Origin of the sequence: Pinibacter aurantiacus, assembly GCF_019130065.1 — a bacterium.
GTDB classification, from domain to species: Bacteria; Bacteroidota; Bacteroidia; order Chitinophagales; family Chitinophagaceae; genus Pinibacter; species Pinibacter aurantiacus.
This window is the reverse complement of sequence record NZ_JAHSPG010000008.1, coordinates 73798-99316: the sequence shown is the minus strand read 5'-3', so window position 1 is coordinate 99316 and position 25519 is coordinate 73798. Positions and strand designations below refer to the sequence as shown.

16 protein-coding genes are annotated in these 25519 nt (G+C 44.5%); 4 read left to right on the top strand and 12 right to left on the bottom strand.

Features of this window, described 5'->3' with window-relative positions; genetic code table 11:
* Window positions 1-391: 391 nt before the first annotated feature.
* Complete coding sequence (locus KTO63_RS11460; RefSeq protein ID WP_217791425.1) at window positions 392-2416, top strand: tetratricopeptide repeat-containing sensor histidine kinase; 2025 nt, start codon at window positions 392-394, stop codon at window positions 2414-2416.
* Between the two features lie 131 nt (window positions 2417-2547).
* Window positions 2548-3036, top strand: a complete 489-nt coding sequence (locus tag KTO63_RS11455; protein WP_217791424.1) for a hypothetical protein — start codon at window positions 2548-2550, stop codon at window positions 3034-3036.
* Window positions 3037-3167: 131 nt separating this feature from the next.
* Here KTO63_RS11455 and KTO63_RS11450 read toward each other — a convergent pair whose 3' ends face one another.
* From KTO63_RS11450 to KTO63_RS11425, 6 genes are all read right to left on the bottom strand, one after another.
* A complete protein-coding gene (locus KTO63_RS11450) occupies window positions 3168-3758 on the bottom strand; it encodes a carboxymuconolactone decarboxylase family protein (RefSeq protein WP_217791423.1) in 591 nt (196 codons plus the stop codon).
* A gap of 151 nt (window positions 3759-3909) precedes the next feature.
* Entirely contained in the window at window positions 3910-4464 is a 555-nt protein-coding gene (locus KTO63_RS11445) for a peroxiredoxin (RefSeq protein ID WP_217791422.1), read from the bottom strand.
* Between the two features lie 252 nt (window positions 4465-4716).
* Window positions 4717-6021: a carbohydrate porin gene (locus KTO63_RS11440; RefSeq protein ID WP_217791421.1), complete on the bottom strand. Its 1305-nt coding sequence runs from the start codon at window positions 6019-6021 to the stop codon at window positions 4717-4719.
* Window positions 6022-6218: 197 nt separating this feature from the next.
* Window positions 6219-7433 carry a glycoside hydrolase family 10 protein gene (locus KTO63_RS11435; protein ID WP_217791420.1) on the bottom strand — a complete coding sequence of 405 codons (1215 nt, stop codon included), beginning with the start codon at window positions 7431-7433 and terminating at the stop codon, window positions 6219-6221.
* 27 nt (window positions 7434-7460) lie between these two features.
* On the bottom strand, window positions 7461-7922 hold the full coding sequence (locus KTO63_RS11430; protein ID WP_217791419.1) for a MarR family winged helix-turn-helix transcriptional regulator: 462 nt from the start codon (window positions 7920-7922) through the stop codon (window positions 7461-7463).
* 167 nt (window positions 7923-8089) lie between these two features.
* Window positions 8090-9118, bottom strand: a complete 1029-nt coding sequence (locus KTO63_RS11425; protein ID WP_217791418.1) for a radical SAM/SPASM domain-containing protein — start codon at window positions 9116-9118, stop codon at window positions 8090-8092.
* 241 nt (window positions 9119-9359) lie between these two features.
* On the opposite strand from KTO63_RS11425, the gene KTO63_RS11420 reads away from it, so the two are divergent.
* Window positions 9360-10124: a glycoside hydrolase family 25 protein gene (locus KTO63_RS11420; protein WP_217791417.1), complete on the top strand. Its 765-nt coding sequence runs from the start codon at window positions 9360-9362 to the stop codon at window positions 10122-10124.
* A gap of 176 nt (window positions 10125-10300) precedes the next feature.
* On the opposite strand, the gene KTO63_RS11415 is transcribed toward KTO63_RS11420, so the two are convergent.
* The 6 genes from KTO63_RS11415 to KTO63_RS11390 form a co-directional block, all read right to left on the bottom strand.
* On the bottom strand, window positions 10301-10660 hold the full coding sequence (locus tag KTO63_RS11415) for a four helix bundle protein (protein ID WP_217791416.1): 360 nt from the start codon (window positions 10658-10660) through the stop codon (window positions 10301-10303).
* Between the two features lie 161 nt (window positions 10661-10821).
* Window positions 10822-12153: a peroxiredoxin family protein gene (locus KTO63_RS11410; RefSeq protein ID WP_217791415.1), complete on the bottom strand. Its 1332-nt coding sequence runs from the start codon at window positions 12151-12153 to the stop codon at window positions 10822-10824.
* A 1055-nt stretch (window positions 12154-13208) separates the two neighbouring features.
* Window positions 13209-16409: a fibrobacter succinogenes major paralogous domain-containing protein gene (locus KTO63_RS11405; protein WP_217791414.1), complete on the bottom strand. Its 3201-nt coding sequence runs from the start codon at window positions 16407-16409 to the stop codon at window positions 13209-13211.
* A 210-nt stretch (window positions 16410-16619) separates the two neighbouring features.
* A complete protein-coding gene (locus tag KTO63_RS11400; RefSeq protein ID WP_217791413.1) occupies window positions 16620-19796 on the bottom strand; it encodes a fibrobacter succinogenes major paralogous domain-containing protein in 3177 nt (1058 codons plus the stop codon).
* 121 nt (window positions 19797-19917) lie between these two features.
* The gene (locus KTO63_RS11395; RefSeq protein ID WP_217791412.1) at window positions 19918-21105 is read right to left on the bottom strand and encodes a T9SS type A sorting domain-containing protein; all 1188 of its coding nucleotides are present in this window, start codon (window positions 21103-21105) and stop codon (window positions 19918-19920) included.
* 167 nt (window positions 21106-21272) lie between these two features.
* On the bottom strand, window positions 21273-23165 hold the full coding sequence (locus KTO63_RS11390) for a hypothetical protein (RefSeq protein WP_217791411.1): 1893 nt from the start codon (window positions 23163-23165) through the stop codon (window positions 21273-21275).
* Between the two features lie 672 nt (window positions 23166-23837).
* Between KTO63_RS11390 and KTO63_RS11385 the strand changes: the two genes are divergently transcribed.
* The gene (locus KTO63_RS11385) at window positions 23838-25508 is read left to right on the top strand and encodes a DUF1800 domain-containing protein (RefSeq protein WP_217791410.1); all 1671 of its coding nucleotides are present in this window, start codon (window positions 23838-23840) and stop codon (window positions 25506-25508) included.
* The last annotated feature ends 11 nt before the right edge of the window (window positions 25509-25519 follow it).

Here is a 25519-nt window from a genome sequence, read left to right as displayed (position 1 = left end):
CGGCTCCGATAAAAATGGAGCCGGTTTTGTTTTATGCCGTTGACAGTTAAAACGCGTTTGGGTTTTTTTCCAAGATTCTCCATTATTAATTGAAGCTCTTATATTCTAACTAGTTGATACGGTATATCTTACCAACAGTGGCCGCTGCCGTGAACAAAAGTTTTGCAGGAAAAATTTTAGGATTGACGACCGATACTTTAATAAATTGAGTAGAAACCACTATATTGCCTGATCTTAATGAAGGCTTATTAACTGCTGAGGACGCCTGTTATCCGCTGCACAGTTATAACAACAGACAAACCATCGACACTCTATTACAACTGCAATTGCTTTATGAAAGTTTTATTTTTTGTTATCACAAAACGATAGAACCTGTTAACCAAAACGGCCTATGCGATGCCCCTTTATTAAACGAGAACTGCTTTTAATCACGTACCTGCAAGTGCTGCTGGCGTTGTTTTGTTCATACTCTTTTGGACAGAACAAAAGCAATGAGCAGTTTTCTGCAGACACTGCCACAATCAAAAAACTTTGGGCCGAAAGCCATAAGTTAAGAAACTCCCAACCGGAAAAATCTCTTGCTCTGTTAAATGAGGCTTTGGAAAAAAGCAAAACCATCAATTATGGCAATGGCATAGTAAACACTCTTGTAAACATTGGCACATGGTTTTCGGGAGCCAATATTGATAAAGTTATTGACCAGGGAAATCTTGCACTCTCGCTATATTCAAAATACAATCTCACAAACCCCAAGCTTAAGGCAGACATACACGTTTTGCTTGCAGAAGCCTACGACGAAAAGGGCAAAAAAGATTCATCTGCCTATTTCTACTATCTCTTAAACGACGAGATAACAAGCGGCAATATAAATGCACCAGAGTTTGAAATAGATGTATACATCAAACTCACTGCCTTCTGGTTGAATATGGACTACGACTTTGCACACATGGAATATACGGCTCATCAGTACGTTGAAAAAGCAAAGATTGCGGTTAAACGCATCCAGGACACGACAAACGTTGTCGCAAAACTATACTTTCTGCAAGGGCTGTATTACTATGCAGCCAAACAATATGAGATGTCGCGCAATTACTTCAAGCAATATCTCATTACGCAGGATAAAGTCATTAATCTGCCGCGAAAAATTTCCACGCTGCTAAATATATCTGAAGCCTATCTTATTGAAAACAAACCTGCAGAGGCATTAGTATATTTAAATCAGGTAACGGATCTGGATAAGATTCCCAAATACCGAGAGTCCTATGCGTTTTATCTCATCATTGCTAATCTTATAAAAGCGAAAGCTTTATACCAGCAAAAGAAATTCCCTCAAACAATAGCACTTGTTAACGAGAATCTGCAGCGGGCAAAAGAAACTGGAAGCCCGATAAGAAACGAAATTATTGATGCACATAAAATACTCTCCGAATCGTACAAAGCACAAGGTGAATACGAGAAAGCATACCAGCACGCAGATCTTTACCTGAAGTTGCACGACAGTGTAATGAAAAAAGATAAGCTGGACATGGTTAACCAGCTGGAAATACGATATCGTCTTTCAGAAAAAGATAAGGAGCTGGCCAAGCAAAAATTGGCTATAGAAGAAACCAAAAACAAAGTGCATAAGAGAAATCTTTTGCTGGGATGCATGAGCATCGTGGCTATATTTCTTACGGTGATGTTTTTCCTGTGGAGGAAGAACAGTTTGCACAAACAAAAACTGCAACAGGAAAAGATCAACAGCTTTGACCAGCAAATGGAGATCACAAGGCTGAATGCAACCATCAATGGTGAGGAAAGAGAACGCATCCGAATTGCCCAGGAACTGCATGATGGCATTGGCGGTTTGCTTGCCATATCGACCATTAATTTCGAACAGGTAAAAAATGATCTCTACCTGGAAAATGAAGGCAATTTTTCTGAAGGATTAAAGTTGCTGAAAGAAGCCTCTGTTGAATTGCGTAAAACGGCACACAACATTATGCCCGAAATACTTTTACAAAAAGGGTTGGTAGAAGCAGTCAAATATTTTTGTGAAAGAATGGCGGGAAACAATTCGATCAATATTTCTTTCCAGACAGTCGGCACGGTAAAAAAATTCAACAAGGAATTTGAGTTGCTGTTGTATCGCATTACACAAGAACTTTTGCATAATATTCTTAAACACTCCAAGGCCACAGAGGCGCTGGTACAGATTTGCTTTCATGAAGAGGGTCTTGATCTTACTGTTGAAGACAATGGTATCGGCATGCCCGCTGAAAGACGTTCTTCCTCATCAGGAATGGGTCTGCAAAGTATCCAGGACAGAATAAAAGCCATTAATGGCCACATGGAAATTAAAAGTGAGCCGGATCATGGCACAGGCATTTACATTGAGTTCCTGCGCAAAGATGCTTTTATAGAAGTCATTTCATGATAAGTTCGAACAAGCTGCTCTGCTAAAACGGTATTTTTTCAATAAATAATAGAGTTATATAACGGAAATGGTTGTACGAAAGTGTTTTTTTCTCTTCTTTTACGATCCATTAAACTTAAAAACACTCTATTATGAAAATCGAAAAGTTTTTCCTGCTTTTTGCCCTTTCGTGCTCTGCATTTATTACCAGCTGTAAGAAGGGCGAACACGGCCCTCCGGGAAACGCCAATGTGGAAGTATATAATTTCGGAAGCCAAACCATATCAGGAGGGTCCGCAAACTATACCTTAAATATTTCAAGAGGTAAAATAGACTCCAGTCTCGTATTGGTTTATTACAATCCATCAACAGAACAGGAAACAACCTGGTACCCTATTCCAGGTATCGGTAGTGGAAGTCTGTACCAAACACGCTATTTCATTTATCAAACATCTACAAACCCAAGTGTGTACACATTGGCCGTTCGTTTAGTAAAAATGGATGGAGCAATATATACCACGCCTGTAACATTTACCAAACTAAAGGTTGTTATTGCGCCTGCCTCCAGCATTCAAAACGCATCGGTTGATCAAAACAATTTCTATTCAGTAAAACAATATTTGCACTTAGCAGATAATTAAAAAAGAAGCCGCTTTACAATACAACCTAGGGCCATGGTTCGTGTCTTCACGAACCATGGCATCAGATAATTAAAAAAGAAGCCGGTTGCATAACAACCGGCTTTTGCTTTCTCTCATGTTCACTATGCGGACTACATTAAAACCACAAGGCTTTTTATAACCGCCGAAAGTCTTACTGCATCATGTATACGTTGCTTAGCAGTGCCATGTCCGATCAATGTTTTTTCGTGAGATGTTACACACAATTCACAACCGTTCAAAGCACTAACAGCAAGGCTTAGCAATTCGAAAAATTCCTTTCCCAAGATTGGATTGGCCATAATGCTCATGCGAATACCGGCTTGTGCATTGTTGTAAAATTCATCGTGCATAAAGTGACGGAAACGATAGTACACATTGTTTGCAGTAAGCAAACTTGTGCAGCTTATTGTTTCGGCTATTTCTTTTTCGTTTGCACCTTCTGCTTTTGCAAATACCGTAAAAGCATTTTGAAGGAGTGCATTTTTTTCATTGGTTGCAACTGCCAATGCCAGCAAATAAGCTTCTTTTTTTGAAAGCGTTTCTGCAGTCAGTGCATTTGTAACATTTATTTTAAGGTCGCGCAGATACTTGCTGTCAGTCGATGCCAGCAATTTCAGGTTGTCGCTCACATGCTCTTCGCCAAGACCAAGGTCTTTCAAAAGCGCCACTGCATTATCTGTTGTATTTGTAGTTCCAAACATATTTCCCGATTTTAAGAATGTAAAAGCATCAGCACAATGCTGCACTGATAACTAAAAAATTATTTTGAACAAGAATCGTTGTAATTGGTATGAAAGTATACCGGAGAGAGGGGAAAAAGTCCGGTGACGTGACCGGACTTTTTTATATTTCTTAAGCGTTTAAAGTAGCTTCACCTTTTTGCCAGTTACAAGGGCAAAGTTCGTCTGTTTGCAGAGCATCCAATACACGTAATACTTCTTTTACATTACGGCCAACACTCAGGTCGTACATAGAAACCCAACGTACAATACCTTGAGGATCTACAACGAAAGTAGCGCGGTAAGCGATCTTTTCGTTTGGTTCAAGGATACCTAATTCTTCAGCAAGTGATTTTGACGTATCTGCCAACATTGGGAACTGTAAGCCTTTCAGGTCTTCGTGATCTCTTCTCCATGCTACGTGTACAAACTCGCTGTCTGTAGAAGCACCGATTAAGATTGCATCACGATCTGCGAAATCCTGGTAATGCTTGTTGAACTCAGCGATTTCTGTAGGGCATACAAAAGTGAAATCTTTTGGCCACCAGAACATCACCATCCATTTGCCGCTGTTCTTAATTTCTTCAGAAGAAATATCGTAAAACTCTTTTCCTTTTTCTATTGATACTACTGCCTTCTTGTTGAACTCTGGAAACTCTGCTCCGATTGATAATACTTTGTTGCTCATATTCTTGTTTAATTATTTTTCCTAATGGAGGCGCGAAAGTATGGAAGATTGATCATAGAAGCAGTTGATTTTTTCTATGATGACATAGAGTGTGTCTATAATGATTGAATAACTGAGTAACTGAATAACTGAATGCTAATATTCAAACAAACTTTTCAACTTCGAACATTCGGTTATTCAGTTACTCAGTTATTCAGCTTGAAAAATCAGCGTAAATCCGTCTAATCCGTGTCATCCGTGTGCTATCTCTCACTAAAACTCCACATGGAATCTCGCAGACAATATACTCACAGGACCGCGATCTTTGTTGTAGCCCGGATTCAATACGAACTGGTAATCGCCCGAAAACCAGATGGGATACTGTTTGAAAGGTTTTACTTTATAGTAGATCTCAGTAACGTTTTCAACAGCATAATTTATGGTTCCATCACCAAGTATAAAACCATTTCCCCCTAGCTTAAGATATTCACGGTGATCTTTTGACAAACCACCTAATGTTGTGGCAATACCAAGTTCATCATCATCGCGTTTCCATTTGCCGCCGTTAATAAGAATACCGGCAGATAAATTTTGATCTATCTCTGTAAAGCACCATGTTTCATTTTTACCATTATTCCATCCTGCCCGTGCAAACAGGCCGGTGTATTTTCCCGTCTGCTGGCTAAAGTTCACGCCAAACCCGTATTTCGTTCTGCCGAATTCCCTTGTTGCTGTTATGTCAGGTTCAACCATTTTGATAGCTGAATCGTAGTTACCCATGTTGGCTCTGTTGTGAAACCCGAGCAACTTAATGTTTCCCGGTCTGTTGTTAATTGTGAAAGCTCTTTCAATTTGCGCATTCAGTGCGATGGCTTCAGATAAATTGGTATTTAATTTATCGCCATTGGCTGTAGTTGGAAGTGCTGCAGCGCCAGCTTTAAACGCCCAGTTGCCCAATTGTAACATCGCTGAAACACTATAGGTATAGCCGCGTACATCAGCTGCATAATCCCAGGCACCGTTATTCATGAATGCCCAGTTGAGGAACTGCGTTCTTGGTGCGTTGCTATAATCGTTATTGTCAAAAATATCTCCGAGACCGAATTTTCCTGCGAGTACGCGAACGAAGTTTTTTGGCTCCTTCCCGCGAAGCTGGTTTGCTGCATCATCTACATCTTCGTAACCGCCTTTTAGCGCAAATGTTTGTTGTAAAAATGCCCTGCCTAAAAATAAAGTTGGCTCGGGGTTACCTACGCGAAAGGTTTCACCGTTCGATGAAGCGCCCATACCCACTGCGCCTGTTAAGCCACTACCACCAACAATTTCGGGATTTATGAAAATGGCAGCACCTTTCCATAATCTTGCACCGAGATACAATGTGGCTGAAAGCGAGTTTTGTTTTTCTTCTTCCCCTTTCAAGCTGTTTGTTCCGCTATAGGGAGAATGAAAAGAAGGTTTGTACTGGTATATGTAAGTTGTCTGGAAATGAAAGTTGATTCGTTGAGTGCTGTCTTTTGTGGTTTGAGCCTGCGCAACAATTCCGCCGAGCAAAGCCAATGCGATCGCCAAAAATCTCATCCTGTTTGGTTTTCCGCAAATCTACAGCGCGTAAATGAAGTGAAAGAAAATTCGGGAAACAATAATATTTACACAACGATGCAAAAATAATAACTGAATAACTGAGTAACTGAATAACTGAATGTTCATAATCGAAGAGTCTTTTTGATTTTCAAGCCCTCAGTTATTCAATTATTCAGTTATTCAGTTATTGCTCACTACTTGATCCAGTCCATTGTGGGCAACGGCGCGGGGTCTTTAAAGTAGTTCAATCGCAAACTATCGCTCCAGCCGTTTGGATTGTTTACAAAAGATTTGCTGGAGAAGAAGATCATACCCTGAACATTTGGGGTGTTGCGAAGCATTTCTATTTGTCGCGGTAATTGCGTTTTATCTCGCCATGCAGCATTGGTGTTGGCTCTGTAAACCCCAAGACCTATGTAGCAATGTTTGCCATAAGTATGTTTGCTCCACCAATCCAGCAATACGGTATAATCGGCTACTTTAAAACCAATTTCCCAGTACAGCTGTGGTGCCACATAATCGATCCAACCTTCTTTTAACCACAGTAAAATATCTGCGTACAAATCGTCGTAGTTTGTTTGACCCGCCTTTGTTTCACTGCCTTCAGGATCTTTGTCTTTGTTTCTCCAAACACCAAACGGGCTTATGCCAAACACGCAGGCAGGATTCGTTTCTTTAATGGCTTTGTTCAAGCTCACAATAATGGAATCAACGTTGGATCTGCGCCAGTCATCTTTTGACATGCCGTTACCGTACTTCGCATAACTCGCATTATCAGGAAATTCTTTTCCCGCAATTCTGTATGGATAAAAATAATCGTCGAAATGAATGCCATCTACGGCGTAGCGGCTCACAACATCTCTGATCACTTCTGTTACAAATTTTTGAACTTCTTTATTACCTGGATCGAAATAACGTTTATCACCATAAGGAAGAAACCACTCGGGATGAACCTTGGTGATGTGTGTTTGCGCGATAGAAGATTTGCCAATTAAAAACTCAGCTCTGTAAGGATTGCACCATGCATGAAAAGCCATTCCGCGTTTGTGCGTTTCTGCAATCATAAACTGTAGCGGATCGTAGTAAGGAACAGGCGGTTTGCCCTGCGTGCCGGTGAGCCATTGGCTCCAGGGCTCAAATGAGGAAGGATAGAACGCATCAGCCGAAGGTCTTATTTGCACAACTACTGCGTTCAAGCCATTGCGCTTATGCATTTCCAGCAAATCAATAAATTGCTGGCGTTGGTTTGCCGTATTGTATTCACCCTTGTTTGGCCAGTCGATATTATCAACAGTAGCTATCCACGCAGCTCTGAATTCAGGTTTCGCTTCCTGGGCAACCGATTTGGATAAAGGGACGAACTGAAAAAAACAAAACAATCCTATAATAAGCCTTTGGGCACTTTTCATTATCATATGGGTAAAGAGATTAATAATCTATTCCGCGTTGCATCCACCTCTCACTTTGTCTAAAAGTGTATTCAAGGTTTTTGCTTCCTCATCAGACAAACGGCTGAACAAGCCATCCATCTCATCCTGGTATTTATCAAGCTCTGATAGCAACTCAAGACCCTTAGGGGTTATGGTAACGTCCACAAGCCTGCGGTCATTTTCGCAAGTCACTTTTTTAACAAGTTCTTTAGCAATTAACCGATCAACGATGCGGCTGGTATCGCTCATTTTATCAAGCATGCGCTGCCTGATCTGCAAGGTGGAAAGCGGTCCGCATTGCCCGCGAAGTATACGCAAAATGTTAAATTGCTGAGAAGTGATGTCTTCCTTCTCTAGTATTTTCTTAACTTTTTCCATGAACCAGTTGTACGTATAAATCAGATTTATCGCAGATTTCTGATGCTCACTTCTAAAAGTCGTTTGATATATGTCTTGTTCGATACCCATAGTGACAAAAATGTTCGGTTACTAAAATAAAAAAGTTTAGGCAAGTTTGCTAATCGTGAATGGTGAAACGTGAATAGTTCGCGAAAGATTGAGAAACTGCACTATTTTGAAGTTCCGTCCTGTGCGGCGAGTCTCATTCACGATTCACGATTCACCATTCACCCTCCTCAATTCCACACTGTCGTTCCCTCACTGCAATTCGCGCAAATATCAATGTTTTTGCGGCTTTGCAGAATATCTCTCCTGAATTTTACATATTCATCACTTTGCCAAACCTCTTTGAAACTTTTATCTTTCAGGCTACCCAGTTTGTGCGTAGCATCTTTATCAAAACAGCAGGGCACCACCAGTCCATCCCAACTTATCACAGTCGCGTGCCAGAGCCGCCAGCAGTGATTTTCCAGCTTGTTTTTAAACTGAACCACACCTTCCTCGTTTTTTTTGTAGCGGCTGTATTTCTCAATAGTTGGTATCAGTTGATGCGGATCATTTTCATAATCATACACCTGCGCTGTTTTCAGCCACACATCATCTACACCTATTTTTTCAGCCAATGCCTTAACATCTGCTATCTGGTGTTCATTTGGTTTTACTACCAAAAACTGAAAGATCACGAATGGCTTTTTACTATTCAATTCCTTTTTCCACTTCACAATATTCTCCGCTCCTTTGATCACCTTCTCCAATTTACCACCTACTCTGTATTGCTGATACACGTCTTGCGTGGTGCCATCAATGGAAATGATCAGCCTGTCGAGCCCGCTTTCCACGGTTCTTTTGGCGTTCTCATCCGTTAAGTAATGCGCGTTGGTAGAAGTTGCCGTATATATCTTTTTCTTCGTGGCGTATTTTACCATTTCAAGAAAATCCGGATTCAGGTAAGGCTCTCCCTGGAAGTAAAACACCAGGTAAAAAAGGTCTTTGTACAGCTGATCAATGGTTTGCTTAAAAAAATCGTTCTTCAACATTCCTGTTGGTCTTGTAAAAGCTCTCAGGCCGCTGGGGCATTCGGGGCAGCGAAGATTGCAGGATGTGGTGGGTTCAAAGGAAATGGAAACAGGATAACCCCATTGAATTGGCTTCTTCGTCCACTTGCTTACGTAATAACTGCTCAAAACTTTAATGCCGTTCCATGCACGTCGTGGCGTCATCCGGGATAAAAGGTTCAAACTGTCGTTCCAATTGAATTGACCCATAGGCGCAAAGGTAAGAATAACTGAATAACTGAATAACTGAGTGATTTAAAGTCGAAGGGGTTTATTGAATGCGGACTTTCCTCGAGGCAAATAACTGAATAACTGAGTAACTGAGTAACCGAAAGTCCGAAAGTCGAAGGGCATAATCAACTATCAACCATTCAGTTATTCAGTTACTCAGTTACTCAGTTATTCTGGCACTCAGTTATTCAATTATTCAGTTATTCAGTTATTTTTGCTCATGGCCCAAACCAAGAAATCGAAAGTTACCGCAAGATCCCTTCTATCCTTACTGATCTTAGCCGTATTGGGAGTGTTAGCCTGGTGGCTTTACAACAGAAATGTTCCCAAGTTTGCACGTTATCCTGAGTTTGGCATCGATATTCCTTACAATTTCACCATTCACGGCATTGATGTTTCCAAGTACCAGCGCGATATCGATTGGGCAGAGGTAAAAGCCATGAACGTCGACAATATACAAATTGGCTTCACTTTCATAAAAGCCACTGAAGGTCTGGGAAATGTCGATGGTTATTTCAAGCAAAACTGGCGAGACGCCAAAAAAGCTGAAGTAATAAGAGGCGCCTATCATTTCTTCCTAGCCACAAAAAGTGGCAAAGCGCAAGCCGAAAATTTCATCAATACGGTTCAACTGGAAACCGGCGACTTGCCTCCCGTTCTTGATGTGGAGCAGGCTTACGGCGTAAGCGGCGATAAAGTAAGGCAACGCGTAAAAGAGTTTCTTGATACCATTCACGAATACTACGGCGTAATGCCTATCATTTATACCAATGTCGATTTTTACAATCAATATCTCAAAAACGATTTCGACGATTATCCGTTGTGGGTAGCGCATTATCTGCAAAAAGACAAGCCGCGCATTACCCGCGAATGGACCTTCTGGCAACACAGCGAAAGCGGCCACATCAATGGCATTGCCAACCGCGTAGATTTTAATGTTTTTAATGGAGACTCGTCTGAGTTTATGAAGTTGCTGATTGAATAAACTGAGTAACTGAATAACTGAGTAACTGAAAGTTGAAAGTCGGAGCGGGTTATTGAATGCTGGCTTTGCTTGAGGCAAATAACTGAATAACTGAAGGTTAAACGTCGGAGAGGCTTAACGAAATAGAAAAACTCAATTACTCAACCATTCAGTTAGTCAGTTATTCTGTTATTCAGTTATTTTCTTTGAGTTCCTCCGGGCCACGGACATGATTTTAAAATTTCTTCGTTTTCTGCATATAAGGATTGTAATAGTTCTTTCTTGACAATACCAGTTTCACACAAGATTTCTAACCAGAACATTGATTCGTCAGTCTCTTCTATAACAATGGATAATTTACTGTGATACTCAGCAAACGAACGCGCCCGGCAAGCAGCGCGGTAATTGGCTGCAACCGACGTTGCGGATCTCAACAATTGCTTCCCTATAATCTGCGCATCTGCCGTTTTTGGTAAAGCCCTGTAAACATTAACCACCCTGATAGCGAATAATTTTGTTCGCTGTTTCAAATCGTCCCGGAACTTGTATGCTGACATTTAGTTGAGATTTTGGGGAAATAATGCAGGGCAAATAACTCAATAACTGAATAACTGAATAACTGAAAGTCCGAACGCCGAGGGGCATAATCAAATAGCAACCACTCAGTTATTCAGTTACTCAGTTACTCAGTTATTCAGTTATTCAGTTATTCAATTATTCACTTCATCAGCCCCGTATCGGCAAGCCTTGCATAGCGACCTTCTATTTTGCCTTCTTTGTTTATTACAAACATGGTGGGGGTGCCTATGACGCCGTAGCTTTTAAAATTGACACCTTCAAAGCCGTTGAAGTCGCAAAGTTTGTCGCTCCACGGCATTTTTGCGGCGTTATAGTCGAAAACAAGTTTATTGACGTCTGATGAAACGGTTATGACCCGTACGCCCTTGCCCTGTAAAAAAGTGTAGTTGCCTGTTAGTTGAGTAAGTTCATTTTCGCAATTGCCGCAACCCGATTCGTAAAATACGAGCAGCGTTTTTTCTGCCGGCGCTCTGTCTATCAGCCCTATAATGGGCGGAGCCATACTACCTGCCTGTAGTGAATTGAGCATTGTTTGCAGCTTTTTTGAGGGCGAACTTAACCTGCCAGATTTCTGGATGGGTATCCGCATGCATTGAAACAGGCTGTCTTTGTTATACTTGCTGAACAGGCCGGCAAATTGTTCTGCCAGGGCAGTATATACAAGGTTGGAGCGTGTGCGTGCAAGCATGTGCTGTGCATCTGACAGCAGCGTACTATCACTTTTAATACCTTCTGCCTGTAGCTGCATCCAGCTACTCGTGAGTGATGACCAGTGGCCGCTGGTGTAGGCGGCATCCCAATCCAGTGTATTGCGCATATAGATGCGCGTTTGTTCTGCCTTTTCGCTTTCGCTTAGTTTAAGCTGGCTGCCGATGCCCATTAATACATCGTTCATGGTGCGAAACTTGGCCGCATACAGCGGACTGGCGAGGGTTTGCGCCTGTAGCGCAGAAAACTGGCCACTGAGTTGCCTGAACTCATTCTCGAAAACGCGGTGCATGGCAGTATCTGCGACACTGTACACGGAACTTTGGGTGTTGCCATATGCCTGCATGCTCATTTGCATGGCGCCTGCTTTGTCCATTATCGCCTGCTGTTTTTGGTATTGGCGCATCAGAAAATTATTTTCTGCGGAGCCGATGTAGAAGATATTATCTATGTTGGGTGCGGCTTCTGTGCAGCGCACGGTAAAGTTTTCGTGGTTCACTACTATGTCCAGTCCGCCGCCTTCTGCAAGGGCAAATTGCGACATGCCCACGTAGCCCTTAAAGCGGGCAGGTATTACGAGTGTGGTTTTACCATTTTTATCCAGTGCGCCGGTCATAATGGTGTCTTTTTTATCGCCCTGGAAAAGCTGGTACACGTATTGCTTGCCCGCAAAGTGCGGAAGATCCAGCTGTATGGTTTGTGCCTGGCTGAGGCTTGCGGTTGCCAGCAGTGCAGTTGCCAGGGTTGTTGCGATGGCTTTCATGGATTTTGAGTTTTGAGTTTTGAGTTTTGTGTTCTGAGTTTTTGGTTCATGGTTTAAGGTTTAAGGTTAGGGGTCCTGGAATAAGGATAAGGTTTAATGCTTAAGGTTTAGATGCTGTTATTCATATATCAAGTTTTCCTCATTTGGAGAGGCAAAGGTAGAAGCCGTGCCGGGAGGACACCCTATGAAAAGGCCGTTTGAATTGCAAAAAAGGACGATTTGACAAATTGAAAGTTGAAAATTGAAAATTGAAAATGAGGAAGAACGCAGATTCTCATGATTGTCAAGATTTATTATGATTTGAACTACACCTTAAATGATCATCAAAATCATGAGAATCTGCGTTCCCATTTTCAACTTTCAACTTTCCATTTTCAATTAAAAAAAAAGCCTCTGCCAGGAATGGCGGAGGCTTTGATTCTGACATGGTATCAAAATACCCTGCCTTATTATGAAATACTAAGAAAGAGATAGTTAAATGAAAAATTAACAACGCTTCCAGCGGGCATTTTTGGATATAGGCGCCCTCATTCCTATTGGTGTTTGGTTGATTTTGGTGTTGATTGGCAGTTTAATTTCAATGGTGTTGTTTAAAAATGTGCGGTAAAAACAAATCCCTAAATGCTGATGCAAATATAGATCTGATACAAGCAGTGCAAAAGCTATAAAGGACATTTGAATTTAAAAAAGAGCTAAAAATTGACCCAATTGAAAATTGAAATTTCCCGCCGACTGAAGTCTCGCCGGATGGGTCGTCGGGCTGGCATTCAGGCGGGGAAAGTTGAAAAATGACATCTCAACCAGCGGCTACAAACTTCAACCACTCAGTTATTCGGTTACTCAGGCCTTACCCATGCCACAAAATAAGTGGAGGGCGACAAGCCCCTCTCCTTTGGAGAGGGGTTGGGGTGAGGTAACAAGTTGCATATAAACAAAGCACCCCCAACAGTTGTGGGGGTGCTTTGTCTTTTTAAAGGGTTACCTGCGGTTACCCTGCTTTTTTACTTGCGTATCTATTTAACATGACTGGAGCGCCAAATAGTCAAATAATCGAATTATTCTGCAACACACCTAACGCTAAAGCCAAAGGTCTTTTGGTAGCTATTACTTATGGCTGCACCTGTGTCCATGAACTCTAGCGTGTTAGCATATACATTTGGTTCGGTTGATGTCATGTAGAATCCCTTTAAGGCCCGGTAGTAAATCGAGCCATCGGAGTATAATCGGCTTCCGGCGGCCGGTAAGTATAAGCGTTGTCCAAATCGCACTCCGGCGCCAAAATTAGTCGCGTTATTATTAAAGGTACCCCCCGCTGTTCTAGGGTTTAAACTGGCGTTTACAACACCTTGGAACTGTGCGGCGGTAGGCACTCTATACCCAGCAGGGCACGGATCATTTACTGTTTTGGAACCATCGGTCCATGCCCCGTTGGGGGCAATGGTAGTGTTCCAGCCGGCAATGGCACCTGAAGGGGTGGTAGCAGTAGCCACGGCATTTTTTCTACCCCACTGGTAATAGTCACCATTAACACCGGAGTTGCCCGCTGGCGGTGGGTTGAATGGGTCCTGTGTTTGGTCTGTAGCCCCCAAGTTGTAGCACATAAACGTTTTCCACTGGCCGGCAGCTACATAAGCGCCACAACATGCGCAGTCTTTTATTCTGGCTGTAAGCTTTACTGCCACATCCTGCGCGCCATTGTTGTACACGGCATAAATATCTACAGTTAGCGCTTGTGCCTCTGTAAGATTAGCGGCATCAGCATTCAGGCTGCTTTTATATAGGACAGTTGCCTTGCAGGCAGTACCACTGGTTATGCTTCCGGAGTAGTTGCCCACGGGCGTAATGCTCTGCACTATCTTACCACTCACACTTTCTACATACTGGAAGCGCACATTGCTTACGGTGCCACTTGTTGTAAAAGTATATACCTGGCTGGCAGTGTAAGGTGCTGCTACCGCACCGGCAGCAGGGTCCTGTGTGGTGCTAAGGCTAAAGTCGGTTTTTTGGCTGGCACGGGCACTAAGTTGTCCGCAGCCACCACCATCGTTACCTTTTGCCACATCAAAGCAGGTTTGGCCGCTAAAAGTGCCAGCCCCTGCAGGTATTGTAGCCGGGTCAGTAGCACCTATTACTGTAAAGGTTACAGAACTAACACCTGCGCCACCGCAACCGTTGGTAACGGTACAAGTGTATGTCTTAGTACCAGATGCCGCTGTGATATTAATAGCTGCTGCACTGCCAACGGTTGCGCCACCGCCATCTTTCCACACATACACAGGGGCACTGGTATTGGCAGCTGTTATGCTTAGGTTCACCTGCTGGCCGGCAATGGCATTAATGGTTTGTGCTGTAGAAGGCGCTGTTATGATCGGTGTAGGGCAAGCACTGTTTACCGTCACCGGATTGCCACTAAAACTGCTGTTGTTCAGCGCGGCACCGCAGGCATTGCTGCCTGTAACACCTACCGTCATAGAGCTCGCGCCGCTGGCAGGGAACTGTACCAGTACTTTGCTGGTGCCCTGACCGGTGGTAATGGTAGCGCCACCGCTCACTGTCCAGTTATACGTTACCGGGCCGTTCGTTGCAGATACTTCGTACACTTTACTATCGCCAAAGTTTACCGGGGTAGGGTTTTGCACCCAGGTAAGGTTAGTAAAGTCAGAGAGTACCACATTTTTAAGCGCACTCATCTGGCTGGTACAGCCACTGCTTGTAACAGTAACGCCATAGTTGCCTATTTGAGTAGCAGTGTAGTTGTTGGTTGTAGCGCCAGCTATCTGGCTGCCGTCCTTGTACCATGCATACACAGGAGAAGAAGCCGAAGTTTGTGCTGTAAGCGCACTTGTACCACCGCACAAAGCGCCATTGCCTACCAGCTGGGGAGCTACAGGTGCTGCAGTTCCTGTAGAAATGGTTTGGTTCACAGAGCTTTCTTTCGCGCAACCGTTGCCACTGGCACGTACGCGCATTACCACGCTGCTGCCAGATGGCACGTTGTAAGAAATACCCGTGCCCTGTCCAATTTGTGTATTGTCAGCATACCAGGTATAAGTATATTGAGCATCGTAGTTGCCTACTTCCAAAAAGGCGCTACCGCCCTGGCAAAAAGTAAAGCCACTGGTAGCTCCGTTAATTTTTAATGTTGGTGTAGGAATGCTTCCACCGCTGTTATCTTCTGTAACGGTAGCTGCGTTAGAAGGTGCAGATACGCAACCTCCGTTGTCCACCACTGCTGTCCAAACGCCTTTACCCGCTTGCACCGTAATGCCGGTGTTAGCCGTTTTTACGCCGTCATGGTACCATACTACTGTACCAGCTGCAGGAGCTGTAGCTGTTAGCAGCACTGTACCACCTGCGCCACATGCTACGCCGTTGTTGCCTATTACAACCAGGTTCACTGGAGCAGGGGCAGCAGAGCCGCTCTGCGTTATTGTAATGCTTTGAGAATTCGAGCAGCCAATTTTATCGCCATATACCACATAATTGCCTCCTTGTGTGGCAGTGTAGTGGTTGCCGGTTCCTACCTGTTGGCCGTTCAGCGTCCAGATGAAAGCGCCTGAAATCGGGTTTCCGCTCAGGGTTAAATTAGCAGCGCCACCACTGCAAATGTTAGTGCCATTCTGCGACACGATAGCCGGAACGGTAGTGGTCCCGCAACCACTGGCATCGCCGTCTTGTGTATATGCAAAAACAGCTGCGTTACCGCATGGGCTCACCACATTTACAACCGCTGTGCGGATGCTTGCATTGGGATTTGCCGCAAAGTGAAGCGTAAACGTGCCTGCCGCTGCGTTGGTTACGTTAACCGTAGCAAAGTCGCCACCGCTGATTACGCTAAAAGTATAATTGCCGGTCGTGGTACAAGAAGGGTCACCAACGGTACCTGGCAAATCCGCGCCGATAGGCGGTATGGGCGTTTTAGGGTCGGGGTTAATGGTAAATGTGTTGTCGCACATGCCAACCCATTTGGCATTGTTCCAGTATTCAACACAGTTGTTGTCGGTGTTATAGACCATGAGGCCGTTGGCAGCCACATTGTTCGCGCTGAGGGTATCGGAGATCGCTTTGCGCTGTGCCGTTGTCATCTGCGGTAAACGCAGGCCGCCATAAACGCCGCTTTTGTACTGCGACGTCAGCTCCAGCACGCTGAAGTTTTTGGGTTTACCGGCAGATCCTATCATTACCTGTGCCTGCACGCCGAAGCCAAGCACCAGCAATAGAATTGCCAATAAAAGGGTAGGGAAGTTTTTTTTCATTTTTTTTTCATTTTTTTGGTTTAAACTTTTTTTGAGTTTTTGGTTTTGAGCTGGCTCATCGCTCAGTTATTGAGGTACTGCAGCTTTCTTTTCATTTCTTATTTCCTAACTTGTTAAAGAGACTGTTTTGCAACAGCCTCTTTAAAAGAAACAAATAAACGCTCGTCTATTTTTAAAACCATTAATAGTCTTATTAGATAAATAACCGTATTATTCTGCAACACAACGGACGCTAAAACCGTAGGCGCGGCTGTTGTTGTAGGTGTTGGCGCTGCCAGCGTCGAAGGACATATAATACCCGTTGGTGCCATTGATGGAACTGCTCCAGTAGGCAGCATTGCTGCCACGATCGTTGAGAGCTCCATTGGCGTAGTGCCGAGAACCAGCAGTCGGTAAAAACAAACGATTACCAAATTTAATTCCTGTAGTATAATTTGTGGCGCTCTTTGACCAGCTACCAGTACGCGTTACAGGATTTAAGCTGGCATTCACAACTCCATCCCACTGCGCTTTTGTAGGCATTTTAAAACCTGTAGGGCAGGGGTCAAAGCCTGTTTTGCTGGCATCGGCCCATGATCCATCAACGGCACTGGTAGTATTCCAGCCAGTAATGGCTCCCGATTGAGTAGAAGCGTCGGCCACTACAGTACTACGGCCCCATTGGTAATAGTTACCATGTATGGATTGCACGGGTGTAAAAGGGTCACCATTTTCCGTAGCACCCAGGTTGTAACACATAAATTCTTTCCACTGTCCGGCAGCTACATAAGCGCCGCAACCTGCACAGTCTGCAATCTTCGCAGTCAGTTTTACCGCGTAATCCGTGCCGCTAAAAGTGTACACTGCATAAATATCAACTTTTAGCGCCTGGGAGGTGGTCAATCCTTTCGCATCAGCCATCAGGCTGTTTTGGTACAATACCGTTGCTTTACAAGCCGTACCGCTGGCAACACTACCTATGTAGCTGCCATTTGGTGTAACGGACTGTACTATTTTACCACTAAGGCTTTCTACATATTGGAAGCGCACATTAGTTACAGTTTGGTTAGGTGTAAAGGTGTACACCTGGCTTGCTGTAAATGGTCCTGTGGCCAGGTTGTCCTGTACAGGGCTCGTGTTGTTAAAATTGGTGCCACTCGAAGCACGGCTGCTCAATGTGCCACAACCGTTGAGATTGTCATTGCTTTGGGCAATGTCAAAAGATAGCTTACCACTTATTGTGCCTGTACCTACAGGCAGTGTAGCCGGGTTAGCAGCGCCTATTACTGTAAAGACGACAGAACTAACACCTGCACCACCACAACCGTTGGTAACGATACAAGTATAAGTTTGGGTACCAAATGCAGCTGTTATATTAATGGCAGCCGCATTACCTACTGTGTTGTTACTGCCATCTTTCCACACATATACAGGGGCGCTAATGTTGGCAGCTGTTATGCTAAGGTTCACCAGCTGGCCTGTAACCGTATTAATGGTTTGTGCCGAAGTAGGCGATTGTATAGTAGGTGTAGGGCAGGCAGGAGTTACGGTCACCTGGTTACTGCTAAAAGCGCTGTTGTTAAGCGCGTTGCCGCAGCTATTGCTGGCCGTTACCCCTACTGTTACAGGGCTAATGCCGCTGGCAGGGAATTGCACCCGCACGGTACTGGTTCCCTGGCCGGTTGTAATAGAAGCACCGCCGCTCACTGTCCAATTATAAGTTAAAGGGCCATTTACTGCAGATACTTCGTACACTTTGCTATCGCCAAAGGTTGCCGGGTTAGGGTTTTGCACCCAGGTAAGGTTAGTAAAGTCAGAGAGTACCACATTTTTAAGCGCGCTCATCTGGCTGGCACAGCCACTGCTTGTAACAGTAACGCCATAGTTGCCTATTTGAGTAGCAGTGTAGGTGCTGGCTGTAGCGCCTGCTATTTGGCTGCCGTCCTTGTACCATGAATATACCGGAGAAGAAGCCGAAGTTTGTGCCGTAAGCGCACTTGTACCACCGCACAAAGCGCCATTGCCTACCAGCTGTGGAACTGCAGGCGCCGCAGTGGTAGAAATGGTTTGGTTTACAGAACCTTCCTTTGCGCAACCAGTGCCGCTGGCACGTACGCGCATTACCACGCTGCTGCCAGATGGCACGTTATAAGAAATACCCGTGCCCTGTCCAATTTGTGTATTGTCAGCATACCAGGTATAAGTATATTGAGCGTCGTAGTTGCCTACTTCCAAAAAGGCGCTGCCGCCCTGGCAGAAAGTAAAGCCACTGGTAGCTCCGTTAATTTTTAATGTTGGTGTAGGAATGCTACCACCGCTGTTATCTTCTGTAACAGTAGCTGCGTTAGAAGGTGCAGACACGCAACCTCCGTTGTCCACTACTGCGGTCCAAACGCCTTTACCCGCTTGCACCGTAATGCCGGTATTAGCCGTTTTTACGCCATCATGGTACCATACCACGGTACCAGCTGCAGGAGCTGTCGCTGTCAGCTGCACGGTGCCGCCCGCGCCACATGCTACGCCGTTGTTGCCTATTACAACAAGGTTCACGGGAGCAGGAGCAGCCGAACCGCTCTGCGTTATGGTAATGCTTTGAGAAGAAGAGCAACCAATTTTATCGCCATACACAATGTAGTTGCCTGTCTGTGTGGCAGTATAGTTGTTACCGGTGCCCACCTGTTGGCCGTTCAGTGTCCAGATGAAAGTGCCTGAGGCAGGATTTCCGCTCAGGGTTAAATTAGCAGCGCCACCACTGCAAATGTTAGTGCCATTTTGGGACACGATAGCCGGAACGGTAGTGGTACCACAACCGCTGGCATCACCGTTTTGTGTATATGCAAAAACAGAGGCTTTGCCGCAAGGGCTCACCACATTTATAACCGCAATGCGCTTGCTTGCATTGGGATTGGGCGAAAAGTTAAGCGTAAACGTGCCTGCCGCTGCGTTGGTTACGTTAACCGTAGCAAAGTCGCCACCGCTGATCACGTTAAAAGTATAATTGCCAGTCGTGGTACAGGCTGGGTCGCCAACCGTACCTGGTCCGCCCCCGCCGGTAGACGATATTGGTGTGCGGGGATCAAGTGTGTTGGTAAATGTATTGTCGCACATGCCAACCCATTTGGCATTGTTCCAGTATTCAACACAGTTGTTGTCGGTGTTGTAGACCATGAGGCCGTTTGCAGCCACATTGTTTGCGCTCAGCGTATCGGAGATCGCTTTGCGCTGTGCCGTTGTCATCTGCGGTAAACGCAGGCCGCCATAAACGCCGCTTTTGTACTGCGACGTCAGCTCCAGCACGCTGAAGTTTTTGGGTTTACCGGCAGATCCTATCATTACCTGTGCCTGCACGCCGAAGCCAAGCACCAGCAACAGAATTGCCAATAAAAGGGTAGGGAAGTTCTTTTTCATTCGTTTTTCACTTTTCGGTTTAAACTTTTTTTGAGTTGTTCGTTGTTGGTTGTTAGTTGTTAGGCATCAATGATGATTCTTCGAAACTGAAGTCTGACAACTAACAACTGTCAACTAACAACTACTCTTTTAATAATTTCAATACAGCCTTGCTCTCGTTGCCCTGGATTATCTGCACCAGGTACGCTGCGCGAGCCAGTGATCCTGCGTTGAGCGCAGTAGTAGCCGTAACATTACTTTGCACCAACACCACTTTTCCATTCACGTCTAGTATGCGTACGTTTGCCGGCTCGAGAAGACCTTTTATGTAAAAGGAGCTTTGCACTGGGTTGGGCAATATATGCAGGCCACCTGCTATTGCGTCAAACCGTAGCGTTTTTACCGGGCTGTAAGTGTATTTGCCGTCGATATCTACCATTTTAAGGCGATAGTAATTAAGGCCACTTGCGGGAGATTTATCTGTAAAGCTGTATGTTTTTGCATCTGCATAGTTACCTGCTGCAGCAATAGTACCTATGGCTGTGTAGTTAGTGCCATCTGTGCTGCGCTCTACTATAAAGTTGGCTGTGTTTTGCTGCTCGCTTACTTTCCAGTCTAACAGACCTGTGCTGTTGCTTTGCTTAGCGTTGAACGACAGCAGTTTTAAAGGCAGTAACGAAATGGTAGGCGTTGCGGCGGAGTTACCTGCTCCTATTCCCTCCAACACCGAACCGCTGTTATTATATCCACCATTCACCGCACCGTAAAAGCCGGCATTGGCAGGAATATCAGAAGGTATAAACATACCAGGATATAGAGCACTTGGCCCTTGGTTTACGGCATCTCCAATGTAAGTAGCACCATCACCTGTAGAACCAAAGTCCGCAAAATCCAATAGATAAGGAGTAAAGGATTTACCTCCAAACGAACCATATGTTATTGTACCTAACAGATATTCGGTACCGTTTGTAACGTCCGCTGTGTGGCTTGCGCCAGCTGCCAGATTAATGCTATAAGCGTGATAACTATAACCCGCTGGACTGATACTGGTTCCGCTATTATCAATTACTGTTTGATACCCAACACCAAACATGCTGTTTAGGTCAACACCTGTTGCCCATGTTCCTGCCGGGACTCCAGCCGAAGTCTTAAACCCAACGACAGCTTCAATTTGGGTCCATTTTACCGCACCACTACCAACAGGCTTGGCATATACACTTACCTGGTTGTTTGCTGGCCCCAGTTTTATTGTGTAGCTGTATCCCGTTACCTGGCTATAACCCAGGCAACTGATCAATAAACTAAATGTGATTACTAAAAATTTTTTCATAAAATATTTTTGATAGGTTTTTTTACAATGTCATTGCCCCGACCTTTCCCAATCCAACGATCAAAAACCTTGTTGGTGATCCTGCCCGGCCTTGGTCGGCCAGGCAGGCTACCAATTTTTCTGTTAGTATTTTTCCTTAATTAAAAGCAAATGCACTGAATCGAAATTTATAAATGTTGACTGATTATGGCAGTTGATACACCTCCCAATACCGTTGTGGAAAGGAAAAACTCATCATTGCCCGGACCGGTATAACTAACTTTACCGTTCATGTTGAAGTCAGCATTGTTATAAACCGGATATAACACAGTGGTTGTTAATCCACCCAATGTGGTTGTACTTAAAAAGAATTCATCGTTGCCCGGACCAGTATATCTTACCACTCCATTGCTTGTACCATCAGCGCCCCACATTGCAAACTTGCCATTGCCTAAGTCTTTCATTGCAGTGTTAGCTGTAATGGCTCCATTTTGATAAGCCTGTGCCTGATTGTTTGTAAAGTCATACAAAGTGGCTGTGCTGCTCAATGCTTGTGCAGTTGCTGTGCGTATGCCCAAGTGGTTACGGTGGCGAATTGCTACATAATAATTGTCTGGCGCTTGCTGGAAACTTACCGGCGAAGTGCCGTCAAGATCTACCACTGTTCCGTCGCTTTTTACAAACGCTGCTCTTGTGGCTATTACCGTAGCTGGCGTTGTTTTATCATGCAGCTCTACCAATACCCAGTCTGTTACTCCTGCTGGTATTGTTGCTACGCTTTCTGTACCTGCATAGTTCCACGGTGCTTTGTTGTATGGTTGGGTTGTAGGTATTACGCCCAGTGTATTCAATGTAGTGGTCATTGTTGTGCCACTCACTGCACCTTGCAGCAATACTTTTGCGCTTACGACGATTGTGCCGCTTGTTGTAGAAATGGTGAGCGGGCTCCAGTTACCGATAGCTGCCCATTGTGCGCCTGTGATAGCATTGGAGGTTACAGAACCGGCGGTTGTAGTGCCTGTTGCAGTATTACCTTCGTTCCACCATCCGCTGGTAGTTTTATGTGCCACGCGAACGTTCGCTATGTTAGTGATGGCGGGTGCTACTGCCGGGTATGCAGCATCGTCTGCATCCGGGCCATAATACAGCACAAATGATGCTGAGGTAGATGCCGGAGCGAGTGCGTTAGCCAACCAATGTTCCTGGTTGTAATAAGATTGCAGCAGTCCTGAGCCGGTACCGCCCGCTGTAAATGCTGCGTTACCAGCATCTGCGCCGATATATTTGACATCGAGGCCGGCGCTGTTGGCTGTTATGGCCGCATCCATTTTACGATAGTGTTTGCCATCTCCCACAGGGAAGGTGAAGCTTCCTGTAGTTGCAAAAGTGCGCACCACACCTGCTACATGACTTGCCGTAGCTTGCGTAGTTGGGCTTTTTGCAGCAGTGTTAAACACCAGCGGATAAGTATCGCCCGGAGTAGTCACAATACCTTTGGTAAAAGTGGCTACGTTGTTTACATACAGCGATTGGTTGAGCACCACATCGCCAGCTGCTAACTTGCCGGAAGTGTTGTTTATTTCAAGATTGTAAGTAACAAATGGCTGGCTTCCGCTGATTGTTTGTACAGAAGTGGCAGCCAATGTTTCGGTGGCATTACCGGCCAGGTGAAGGGTTCCAGTACCAAGGCCGGCACCATTCAGCGTCATGGCCATATTGTTTACAATATTGCCATACACGTAAATGTTACCGTTGTTAAAAAATTGTGCGGCGCCTGCATCGAGCGTGAGGTCGCCATAAATGTAGAGGTTGCCGCTAAAGTTGTTGAGGACGGCTCCGCTTTTCACGTTCACATCTCCATCAATATAAAAGTTGCCGCCCGGGCCGTTATCGTTGGTAAAGCTGCCGTAAATATCCAGCTGGACGGTGCCGCTGGCAAAATTGAAGCGACCATCTCCGTAGTTGCCAAAGTTGCCACTAGCATCAATAACAGCCTGTGCCTTTAGCTGCGAAGCGCATAAGAGCAGCAGCGGCACGAGAACGAATAATGCTATGCATTTTGTGAATAAATTTCTTTTCATACTAAGTGTTTGTTTTTTATCCGAATTCGCAACATACCTGCGAGTGAGTATGCTGCGGTGGAGCCGGATAAATGCTTTGCTCCTTTCATTGTCTTATTTAACTAAATGATAATTGATCCCGTTAAAAACCTTAGGATTCAAGGGTGGTGTTTAAAAATGTATGGTGGTGTTTAATAGTCGACTGTACAGCGAAACCCAATCTTTCAATTGGAGGAGCAAAGGTAAAAGCAGCATGGGTGAGGGTAGTTTCTAGAAAGGACTTAAAAATTGAGAAAAGGGACTTGTTCGATAAATTGAAAGTTGAAAGTTGAAAATGGAAGGGAGAGAAGCTTCGCATCTCGGAGTTTACCACTAAGCCACTAAGAACACGAAGTTCCACTAAGTGTGATTTTAGATCTAGGATCTCTCTTAGTGAAGCTTCGTGTTCTTAGTGGCTTAGTGGTGAAAAAAGTCTACAGCCAATCAAGCTGAATGCTTAATTCGGGCATCACGAAAAATTAATTTGCTCTTCGTTAAACTTTCAACGGTAATATCTTTCTTAGCGGAGTGGAGAGTGGAGAGTGGAGAGTGGAGAGTGGAGAGTGGAGAGTGGAGAGTGGAGATCAGTGATTTCAAATATCAACCACTCAGTTATTCAGTTATTCAGTTATTCAGTTATTCAGTTATTCCCCCATGACCAGACGAGACATTTTCAGAAGTTTTTTGCCTAAAAACGAATCCCCCGAGTGGCGGGATGTTTCGTTTCCGGATATTGAAAGCGGATTGGAAACCTACAAAAAGCCATGGGATGAAAGTGCTGTGCGGCATTTGCTTCGCAGAACACAATTTGGCGCGCCCGTTGCGGAAGTGGAATATTTTAAAAAGTATTCTGCGAAAAAAGCAGTGGAAGAACTGCTCAACACAGTTCCGGTTAATGCCGCCCCTCCGATAAACAATTACAACGATGACAAGGTAACAGATGAACAGGTGCCTCTTGGACAAACCTGGGTAAACGCCACCAACAACAGTGGCATGCTAACAGCAAGGCGCATACGATCTTACAAAAGCTGGTGGATGATGCAAATGATAACGCAGAACCGCAGCATACATGAAAAAATGGTGCTCTTCTGGCACAACCATTTCGCTACGCAAACTGCAACGGTCAGGCATCCGCAATTCATTTATCAGCATAATTTATTACTACGCAAATACGCGCTGGGCAATTTTAAGGAGATGACGAAAGCCATTACCATTGACCCTGCTATGCTTCGCTACCTTAATGGCGCTTCCAATACCAAGAAAGCGCCGGATGAAAACTACGGCCGGGAGCTGCAGGAACTTTTCACGATTGGCAAAGGACCGGGATCGCATTATACTGAAGGTGATGTAAAAGCAGCGGCCCGTGTGCTTACGGGTTACAAGATCAGGCCTTTAATGCAGGATACAGCTTTTGATCCGCAAAGGCATGATGACGGAGACAAACAATTTTCTGCATTTTACGGAAATGCCATCATTAAAGGGAGAAGCGGCAAGGATGGTGAAAATGAACTGGATGATCTGTTGAACATGATTTTTGATCAACAGGAAGTGGCAAAGTTCATCTGCAGGAAACTGTATGTGTTTTTCGTGTACAGCAACATTACTCCAGCTATCGAAAAGAATATTATTTCACCATTGGCAGATGTTTTCAGGAAACACAATTATGAAATAAAACCTGTGCTTGAAAAATTGCTCGCGAGCAAACATTTCTTTGATATGGCAAATCGCGGAACCATTATCAAAAGTCCGGTTGAGTTTATTGTGAGTTTGTGCAGGGAATACAATGTTTCCTTTCCTTCGGAGCAAAACTATCTCAGCCGCTACGATGCTTTTGAATTCATGCTTTTGCGCAGCGCATACATGCAGCAAAATATTGGCGATCCGCCAAATGTTGCAGGCTGGCAGGCATATTATGAAAGTCCGGCTTTTTATAAGCTTTGGGTGAATTCGGATACGTTGCCAAAGCGAAATCAGTTTAGTGATAGAATGGTGTTGTTTGGTTACAAAACAAAACAACAGAGCGATTTTGTTGGTATAGATTTGATTGCCTTTGCCAAATCATTGCCATCACCGGAAAATCCTGATATGCTGATTCAAGGTTCCGTGCAATATTTATTGGGCGCCGATCTTCCAACGGACCAGCAACAGTTTATTAAAACCTCTATCCTGCTTTCCAATTTGCAAGACATGGCTGATCATTACTGGACCAACATCTGGACGAGTTATGCTCAAAATCCAACAGACGAAAACAAAACGATAGTTGAAACCAAACTGAAACAACTTTATAAATATTTGATGGAACTGCCGGAGTATCAGCTGTGCTAGGCTGGAGGAAG

Bases quoted from the DNA above. Each gene is read 5' to 3' on its own strand.
- KTO63_RS11460 (WP_217791425.1), top strand. From the start codon at position 392: ATGCGATGCCCCTTTATTAAACGAGAACTGCTTTTAATCACGTACCTG.
- KTO63_RS11455 (WP_217791424.1), top strand. From the start codon at position 2,548: ATGAAAATCGAAAAGTTTTTCCTGCTTTTTGCCCTTTCGTGCTCTGCA.
- KTO63_RS11450 (WP_217791423.1), bottom strand. From the start codon at position 3,758: ATGTTTGGAACTACAAATACAACAGATAATGCAGTGGCGCTTTTGAAA.
- KTO63_RS11445 (WP_217791422.1), bottom strand. From the start codon at position 4,464: ATGAGCAACAAAGTATTATCAATCGGAGCAGAGTTTCCAGAGTTCAAC.
- KTO63_RS11440 (WP_217791421.1), bottom strand. From the start codon at position 6,021: ATGAGATTTTTGGCGATCGCATTGGCTTTGCTCGGCGGAATTGTTGCG.
- KTO63_RS11435 (WP_217791420.1), bottom strand. From the start codon at position 7,433: ATGAAAAGTGCCCAAAGGCTTATTATAGGATTGTTTTGTTTTTTTCAG.
- KTO63_RS11430 (WP_217791419.1), bottom strand. From the start codon at position 7,922: ATGGGTATCGAACAAGACATATATCAAACGACTTTTAGAAGTGAGCAT.
- KTO63_RS11425 (WP_217791418.1), bottom strand. From the start codon at position 9,118: ATGGGTCAATTCAATTGGAACGACAGTTTGAACCTTTTATCCCGGATG.
- KTO63_RS11420 (WP_217791417.1), top strand. From the start codon at position 9,360: ATGGCCCAAACCAAGAAATCGAAAGTTACCGCAAGATCCCTTCTATCC.
- KTO63_RS11415 (WP_217791416.1), bottom strand. From the start codon at position 10,660: ATGTCAGCATACAAGTTCCGGGACGATTTGAAACAGCGAACAAAATTA.
- KTO63_RS11410 (WP_217791415.1), bottom strand. From the start codon at position 12,153: ATGAAAGCCATCGCAACAACCCTGGCAACTGCACTGCTGGCAACCGCA.
- KTO63_RS11405 (WP_217791414.1), bottom strand. From the start codon at position 16,409: ATGAAAAAAAACTTCCCTACCCTTTTATTGGCAATTCTATTGCTGGTG.
- KTO63_RS11400 (WP_217791413.1), bottom strand. From the start codon at position 19,796: ATGAAAAAGAACTTCCCTACCCTTTTATTGGCAATTCTGTTGCTGGTG.
- KTO63_RS11395 (WP_217791412.1), bottom strand. From the start codon at position 21,105: ATGAAAAAATTTTTAGTAATCACATTTAGTTTATTGATCAGTTGCCTG.
- KTO63_RS11390 (WP_217791411.1), bottom strand. From the start codon at position 23,165: ATGAAAAGAAATTTATTCACAAAATGCATAGCATTATTCGTTCTCGTG.
- KTO63_RS11385 (WP_217791410.1), top strand. From the start codon at position 23,838: ATGACCAGACGAGACATTTTCAGAAGTTTTTTGCCTAAAAACGAATCC.